Origin of the sequence: Nevskia sp. (assembly GCF_023266035.1) — a bacterium.
Taxonomy (GTDB): Bacteria; Pseudomonadota; Gammaproteobacteria; order Nevskiales; family Nevskiaceae; genus Nevskia.
This window is the reverse complement of record NZ_JAHFRY010000171.1, coordinates 1-7,955: the sequence shown is the minus strand read 5'-3', so window position 1 is coordinate 7,955 and position 7,955 is coordinate 1. Positions and strand designations below refer to the sequence as shown.

7 protein-coding genes and 2 tRNA genes are annotated in these 7,955 nt (G+C 63.2%); all 9 read left to right on the top strand.

What is annotated here, in order from left to right; genetic code table 11:
* The coding region (locus Q0D45_RS19580) for a DUF1302 family protein (RefSeq protein WP_293396992.1) at positions 1 to 593 on the top strand (593 nt) is incomplete at its 5' end.
* A gap of 14 nt (positions 594 to 607) precedes the next feature.
* A complete protein-coding gene (locus Q0D45_RS19575; protein ID WP_293396989.1) occupies positions 608 to 1,348 on the top strand; it encodes a hypothetical protein in 741 nt (246 codons plus the stop codon).
* Positions 1,345 to 2,136, top strand: a complete 792-nt coding sequence (locus Q0D45_RS19570; RefSeq protein WP_293396986.1) for a hypothetical protein — start codon at positions 1,345 to 1,347, stop codon at positions 2,134 to 2,136. Before Q0D45_RS19575 ends, Q0D45_RS19570 begins: the two co-directional genes overlap by 4 nt.
* Positions 2,133 to 2,897 carry an Abi-alpha family protein gene (locus Q0D45_RS19565; protein WP_293396983.1) on the top strand — a complete coding sequence of 255 codons (765 nt, stop codon included), beginning with the start codon at positions 2,133 to 2,135 and terminating at the stop codon, positions 2,895 to 2,897. The genes Q0D45_RS19570 and Q0D45_RS19565 overlap by 4 nt, the downstream gene beginning before the upstream one ends.
* A gap of 82 nt (positions 2,898 to 2,979) precedes the next feature.
* The gene (locus Q0D45_RS19560; protein WP_293396980.1) at positions 2,980 to 4,266 is read left to right on the top strand and encodes a DUF445 domain-containing protein; all 1,287 of its coding nucleotides are present in this window, start codon (positions 2,980 to 2,982) and stop codon (positions 4,264 to 4,266) included.
* Positions 4,263 to 5,048: an outer membrane lipoprotein-sorting protein gene (locus tag Q0D45_RS19555; RefSeq protein WP_293396977.1), complete on the top strand. Its 786-nt coding sequence runs from the start codon at positions 4,263 to 4,265 to the stop codon at positions 5,046 to 5,048. Before Q0D45_RS19560 ends, Q0D45_RS19555 begins: the two co-directional genes overlap by 4 nt.
* 167 nt (positions 5,049 to 5,215) lie before the next feature.
* Positions 5,216 to 5,292, top strand: a tRNA-His gene (locus Q0D45_RS19550).
* A 17-nt stretch (positions 5,293 to 5,309) separates the two neighbouring features.
* A tRNA-Lys gene (locus Q0D45_RS19545) sits at positions 5,310 to 5,385 on the top strand.
* A gap of 355 nt (positions 5,386 to 5,740) precedes the next feature.
* Positions 5,741 to 7,955 (top strand): M20/M25/M40 family metallo-hydrolase (locus Q0D45_RS19540; protein WP_293396974.1); only part of this gene is annotated, 2,215 nt, incomplete at its 3' end.

Here is a 7,955-nt window from a genome sequence, read left to right as displayed (position 1 = left end):
CCGGCTATCGCGGCGGCATTCCCGGCGAGGTCGCACCCGGCGCCTACATTCGCGGCTATCAGCGGCTGGCGGTGCAGCAAAGCTCGATCGGCCTGACCAGGATCTTCGGCAACACCCATTTCCTTGGCACCAAGGACTCGGCCCTGCTGTTCGAACTGACCAACATCTGGGTGCCGAACCTGCCGTCACGTTCGCGGCTGCAGTTCGAAGCGCCGGGCACCGATACCCATGCCGGGCAGGGTGCTTTCGATACTGGCAACGCGATCATCATCAACCCGATCCGCAACACCGGCGGTTATGTCACCCCGTTCTCCGCCGGCTACCGGCTCGGCGCGCTGCTGCATTACACCGATGTCCTGATTCCCGGGCTCGATGTCAGCCCGTTTCTGGTCTTCACGCATGACATCTACGGCGTCTCGCCCGGGCTGGCGGAGAATTTCCTCGAAGGCCGCAAGCTGATGGTCGGCGACTTCCGCTTCAGTTACGGCGACTTCGACGTCAATCTGGTCAGCACCTTCTTTTTCGGCGGGGGCCGCCGCAACACGCTGGCGGATCGCGACTTCGTCGCTGCCAGCATTGCCTACACGTTCTGAGAGCCGACACGCTGATGAAAAATGTTCTGGCCTTCATCGGACTGATCGCCGTCATCGGCGTGATTGCCGGCGTGCTGATCGGCGTCTGGGTGTTCCGCAATGTCGATGCCCGCTTGCTGCTCAGCAACCAGCCGGCGACGGTGATCATTCCGGAGCCGCTGCGCGTGTCGGCACAGGTGCTGAACAACCTGGAGATCGAACTCGACACCAGCATCAAGACCACGGTGCCGATCGATCAGGTGATCACCATTCCGATCGCCGAAACCCTGAACGTGATGGCCGATTTCGACGGCGACGTGCCGATCAAGATGACGGTGCCGGTGCGCGACAAGATCCAGATCAACCAGATTCTCGACATCGACACGGTGATCAAGGCCGAGATCCTCGGCGACCAGCACGACCTGCCGCTGAGAGGGAAGATTCCGGTCAAGGCGATCGTGCCGGTCAGCCTCAACATTCCGGTCGACCAACTGGTGCGGCTCAAGTTCCGGGCGCCGGTACAGGCCCGGCTCAAGCAGGCGCTGACGGTGCCGTTGAAGGCCGACATCACGACGACGATTCCGATCAAGAGCCAGATGAGCGTGCCGGTGAAATCGGCGCTCGAAGCGATCATCACCATTCCCGATCCGGCGAAGATCGTCATCGTTGAATCCGATCTGCTGCTGCCGCTGCGCACCGTGTTGCTCGGCATGCGCGGCAATCCAGCGCCGGCGGCGGCACCGGCTCCCGTTCCAGCCCCCATTCCCGCTCCATGAGCAAGCCGGGCGTGATCGGCGGGCTATTCAAGTGGGCTGTCGGCTTGGTCGCTGCCGGCGCACTTGCGCTGGCGGCCGCTGCGCTTGGTTTCTGGCTGTACGCCAATCTGTTCCTCGGCCTGACGATCACCGATCAGGCCGGCATGATCACGCTGCCGCCGAAGTTCGTGGCCTACGCCCAGGCAACGAACAAGGTGACGATCAAGCTCGACGGTTTCATCGATGCGATCGTGCCGTTCAAGCAGACCCTCGATCTGCCGATCGAGGGGGATTACACCGCCGATATCGATCTCGATGCCGTGGTGCCGGTGAAGTTCACCATCGAGTACAACGGCCTGATTCCGGTCGACACCTTCGCCGATATCGAAGGCCGCACCGATTTCGTCTATCAGAACGTCAAGCGGCTGCGGAACGTGGCGTTCAAGGGCCGGGTGCCGCTGCAGTTCGAGCAGCCGGTGAAGTTCGTGGTGCCGATCGACACCACGTTGCGGGTGAAATTCCACGGACCGATCGGGCTCAAGCTGAATCAGACGATCAAGGCGCCAGTCGATACCGTGCTGCATACGCGGATCAAGGCGCAGCGCGAAGTGACCACACCGATCCTGGCCAGATTCGGGCTCGAGGTAACTTCCCCGGCCGAGGCCATCCCGGTCATCATCCAGCGCTCGGATCTGCTCTTGAAAGCCGATACGCTGAGGCTCGAAAAAGCCCCCGACATCCTGCTGCCCCAGCGGCCCCAACCTGGCCATCGAACAGAGCCATCCACGGCCGGAGAGCCCGCATCATGAGCAACAAGAAGAATCCTTCGCTGTGGCAACGCGCGCTCGAAGCGGCAACCGGTGAAGAAGGCGCGACGGGTTCGGCACTGGCCAATCGCATCCTCGCCAAGATGCCCGGCGGGGCGATCGTTCAGGAGCAACTCGGCAAGGCCGAGAAGCGCGTGCTTGGCGAACTGAAAGCCAGACTTGATCGTCTCGAAGGCGAGCAGTCGACGACCGTGCAGGTGGTCGCCTTCTCGATGGAAAGCATCGACAAGACCCACGCGCCGACCCGCGATCTGCGGGGCCCCGGCGAAACCTTGCGGCAGCTGCTGCAGGCCTCGAGCGAGCAGACCAAGGAGCAGGCCGAGCTGGCCTACTACAGCCTGCTGGTGCGTAATCTGTTGCCGGACGAGGCGCGCATCCTGTCGGCGCTCTCGGATGGAACGGCTTATCCGATGATTTCGCTGGTCGCGCTGTCGAAGCTCGGCATGGTGTCGCACACGGTGCTCGAATACACCTGCAATGTCGGCCGTGCCGCCGGTGTGCAGCTGCCGGAGATGACCCGCGGCTATCTGCAGCGGCTGGCTGCTGCGGGGCTGGTGGAGACCGGGCCGGAGGACTACACGCAGACCACCAAGTACGAAATTCTCGAAACCGATGACGTGTTGCGCAAGCTGATGGCGCAGATGAAAGCCGCCGGCCAGCGCAGCCAGATCAAGCGCAAGACCCTGAAGATTTCCGAGCTGGGCCGCAACCTCTGGGAAGCCTGCCGGATCACCGAAGATTGAGCGGCGGAATCAATAACGCAGCGCCAGGTTCGTAAAACCCGGATTCGTAGAATAAATAAGCGGAAGCAAGGGGGAGAAGGCAATGCAAAGCTGGTCACAAATCATTACCGACGTGCAATTGAACTGGTGGCTGTATCTATCGATGCCCTTCGTGGCAGCGGCGATCGGCTATGTCACCAAGATCGTCGCGATCAAGATGATGTTCCAGCCGATCGAGTTCATCGGCTTCAAGCCGTTCCTCGGCTGGCAGGGCATCGTGCCGCGCAAGGCGGCAACGATGGCGGCGATCGCCTGCGACACGATGACCTCCCGGCTGATCAGGCCGGAAGACATCTTCAACAAGCTCGATCCCGATCGCATCGCCAAGGAAATCGAAAAGCCGCTGCTGGCGGCGGTGGAAGACATCACCCGCGAAGTCGCTGCGGTCTACTCGCCGGGCCTCTGGGAAGCGGCGCCGGAAACGGTCAAGCGGCTGATCATCAGCCGCATCCAGAACGAGGCGCCGAACATCGTCCGGGCGATCATGATCGACATCAAATCGAACATCGATTCGGTGTTCGATCTGAAGGACATGGTGGTATCGAACCTGCTGCGCGACAAACCGCTGCTGAATCGCATCTTCCTCGAAGCGGGCAGCGGCGAATTCAAGTTCATCCGCAATTCCGGCATCTACTTCGGCTTCATCATCGGCATCGTCCAGGCCGTGACCTGGGCGGTGACGCAGAACCCGTTGGTGATGCCGCTGTTCGGCCTGTTCACTGGCTGGTTCACCGACTGGCTGGCGTTGAAGATGGTGTTCAACCCCAAGCATCCGACCAAGTACTTCATGGGCCTGGTCGAATGGCAGGGCCTGTTCCTGAAGCGCCGTGCCGAAGTGTCGGCCGAGTACGGACGCCTGATCGCCAAGGAAATCGTCACGCCGCACAACATCATCGATGCGGTGCTGAAGGGGCCACTGTCCGACAAGCTGTTCACCATGGTGCAGAAGCAGGTGCAGAAGGTGGTCGATGAGCAGTCGGGCATCGCCAAGCCGTTCGTGGTGTTCGCCGTCGGCAGCAGCAAGTACCAGGCGATGAAGCGCCTGGTCGCCGAAGAGATCATGAAGCGCCTGCCGGCGACCCTGAAGCACATCGAGGAATACGCCGCCGATGCGATGGCGATCGAAGACACGCTGGCGACCAAGATGACCGAACTGTCGGTCGAGGAATTCGAAGGCCTGCTGCATCCGGCCTTCGAGCAGGATGAATGGATCCTGATCGCCGTTGGCGCTTCGCTCGGCTTCATCGTCGGCGAAATGCAGGTGTTCATCATGGAACATCTCGCCAAGAAGGCGCCGGTGGTCGACGCTGCGCTGTCGCTGCTGCAATGAGCTTCACAGGGCTGCGCATCGCGCGGTGGGCGGCCCTGTGTTGTCTGGCGTTTGCCTGGCCGACAAAAGCGGCGCGCGATGAAGCAGCGCTGCGCGCCTGCCTCGCGGCGAATGCCTCGGCCACCAGCCTGGCGCAGGACATCGCGATCACCCAGACCGATGCCAACGGCGCGATCAAGCGTCTGTCCGGCCGCTGGTACTGGCGCCGCGGCACGCCGGATCAGCAGGCGATGCTGAAGCTGGCCGCACCGGCCGATCTAGCCGGCGCGTCCTATCTGTTCCTGCGCAAGTCGGGCCGGGAAGCGTTCTATCTCTACCTGCCGAGCGTGCGGAAAGTGCGCAAGGTGGTCGGCGCCACGGTGGCGCAATCACTGTTCGGCAGCGGCCTGTCGGCCTTCGACCTGAAGTTCCTGTTCAGTGGCCTGAGCGGTGGCCAGTTCAGCTATGTGGGACCGGACAAGGTCAGCGGCCGCGGCGGTGAACGCTGGCGCTATGTGCCGCCCACCGATCCGGACATCCTCTATGACCGCGCCGATCTGGTCATCGACGATCTCTGGTGCCTGCCGGTGAAAGCCGAGTTGTACGGCGGCGTGCCATGGAAAACGCTGATCGTCGATCAGGCGACGGTGACTCGGGTTGATGGCCGCTGGCGGGCAGGCAGGGTGCTGATGCAGGACCTGCGCGAAGGCAGTCGATCGGAGATCAGGCTGGGCTCCGAGCAGACCGATAAAGTCCTGCCCGATGCGCTGTTCAACCCCGACAAGTTCTATCGCCAGCCATGAATGATCGGCGATCGTGAAAAAGTGCTGGCACATTGGCAACAGACGGGTATACTGCGCGCCGCAATGAAGTACAGAACACTTTGACGGTTCGAGGCAGAACCTGAAGATTCTGGAAGCCTTGCGAGCAGTTCAGGTCGGTACCGAACTGCGGTGTAATTGCAGTTATGGTGGGCGTAGCTCAGTTGGTTAGAGCTCTGGATTGTGATTCCAGAGGTCGTGGGTTCGAGTCCCATCGTCCACCCCATTTTCGGCAAGTCGTGCGGGTTGCTAGCTCAATTGGTAGAGCAGCTGACTCTTAATCAGTAGGTTCCCGGTTCGAGTCCGGGGCAACCCACCATCCGCATGATGGTTCAGCAAACAAGCCCGCCGAGTGCGGGTTTTTTTGTGCCTGTCGTCCGGCTTTTTCAGGACGATGTCCGGTTGGGGCGCGGAACTCCGTCTTGAATGTTATCGACAGCCGGCAAGGACGCTCCTGATTGCCGTGAACCGCGATCTCCTGCAGTGGCGGGGTGGTTCGAGGCATCGATCGCGCGGATCGCCGATCAAGGATTTCGATAGCCAGCAGACCGGTTGGCGGGCTTCCCGCTCTTCCTCCCGGAGGCGCGGGCTGTTACCGCGATCGAGGTCAGGAACAGGGATCCTGGCCGCTCCTGGTCGGTTACTGTTCGGGGCACTCCGCCCGAATTCGACTCATGACCGATCCTTCGCAGCCGCAGGTCAGCGGCCGTTCTCGTTCAACCAGCCTTGCTCTGCTCCTGAGCCTGCTGCTGACCGCACTGCTGCTTGCGTTTCAGGCGCAGCGCTATCGGCCGTCGCCAGCCTTGCCCGCCGATGCGCCGCAGAACATGTTCTCGGCGCAGCGTGCGATCGATGCATTGGCCATCGTGCTCGGCGATGAAAGCCCACACCCGACCGGTAGCGCGGCGAACCACGCAGTGCGTGACCGCCTGATCGCCAGGCTGACCAGTCTGGGCTATGCGCCGGAGATCCAGAGCGGCCGCTCTTGCGATGAATGGGGCGACTGCGCGGTGGTCGAGAACATCGTCGCGCGGCTCGATGGCCGCGAGGCCGGCTCGGCGGTGGCGTTGACGGCGCATTACGACTCGGTTGGCGCCGGGCCCGGTGCGGCCGATGACGGCATCGGCGTAGCGACGGTGCTGGAGATCGCGCGTCTGCTGAAGGCCGGCCAGCCGCAGCCGCGACACAGCGTGCTGCTGCTGATCACCGATGGCGAAGAAACCGGCTTGCTCGGCGCTCGGGTGTTCGTCGACGAGCATCCCTGGGCCAAGGAAGTGCGCGCGGCGGTGAACCTCGAAGCGCGCGGCAACGACGGCCCGAGCTTCATGTTCGAAACCGGCCGGCGCAACGCTTGGGCGATGTCGCTGTATCAGGGAAGCGTCGCGCGGCCGATTACCAACTCGATCTATTACACCGCCTACCAGTTGTTGCCGAACGACACCGATTTCACCGTGTTCAAGGCCGCCGGTTGGGAGGGCTACAACTTCGCGCTGACTGGCAACGTGCAGCACTACCACACGCCGCGCGACAGCCTGGCGAACCTCTCGCGGGATAGCCTGCAGCATCACGGCGATAACGCCTTGTCGATGCTGCTGGCGCTTGCCGAAGCGCCGTTGCCGGCCGGCGAAACCTCCGGCGCGACGCAGGCGGGAGACGCGGTGTATGTCGATCTGTTCGCCGAGCGTCTGCTGGCCTGGCCGGCGGCGTTGGCGCTGCCGATTGCCATTGGCAGCGCGCTGATCTGGGCGCTGCTCGTCGGTGTCCAGCTTCGTTATCGTCGGTTGGGCTTGCGCGAACTGGCATTGGCGATAGCTGTTTCGATCCTGGCCATGCTGCTGGCGGCGCTCGCCAACTGGGCGCTGCTGCTGGCGCTGCGCAGCGTTTCGGCAATACCGCCGGCGGCTGCCAGCTATCACTGGAGCGCGCACCCGCTGCCGCTTGATATCGCCAACGCGGCATTGGCCGCGCTGGCCTTGCTGATCGCCGCCCGATTGCTGAAGGCCCGCGTCAATCTGACGGCCTGGTGGTCGGCGACCGGACTGCTGCTGACCCTGGCCACGCTCGCCAGTGCGACGCTTTTGCCAGGTCTGGGGTTCGCCTTCCAGCTGCCGTTGATTGTCCTGCTGCTGATCGCGGGGCCGGCGGCGCTGAATCGACTGGGCAGTGATCGGGCGCTGATTCTGGCGCTGATTCTGGCGCTGGTCGTGGCCGCGCTGGTGGCGACCAGCGTCTTCGTTCCCACCATTGGCTTCCTGCATCAAAGCCTGGGGCCGGATGCGCTGGTCGTGGCCGCTGCGTTGCTGGTCTGGGTCTATCTGCCGCTGCTCGCATTGATCGGATCCGCGGGCGTCTGGTTGCAGCGCAGTCTGCTGGCCGCAGCCGTGGCAACGGTGCTTGCTTGCGCTGCGATCGCGGCCTGGCTGCCGATGTACAGCGAGGCTTCGCCCCAGCGCCTGAACTTCGAATACCTGCTCGATACCGATCACGGTGCTGCCGAATGGCTGGCGCGACCGGATTCCGGTCTGCTGCCGTCAGAGCTGGCGGACGTCGCTGCGTTCAGTGTCAGGCCGGCGCCGGTTTTCCCGTGGAGCCGTGGTCAGGTCTGGCGTGCTGACGCACCCGAAACCGGGCTGCCTGCGCCCGAGTTGCACCTGCTCGGCACCTCCGCTGACAGCGGAGGCTTGCGTTACGAGGTCCGATTGCAGTCGCCGCGGGGGGGCTCTTCGATCAGCCTGTGCTGGCCGCCCGGTAGTGCTCCGACTCGGTTCGTGCTCGGTGGTCACCGGCTGCCCGAACCAGATGCCCGGACCTTGAAAGCGCTGGAAACACGGCGCGCCGGCTGGCGCTGCATCAGCGATCACGCGCTGAGCCCGGATGGCGTCAGCCTGG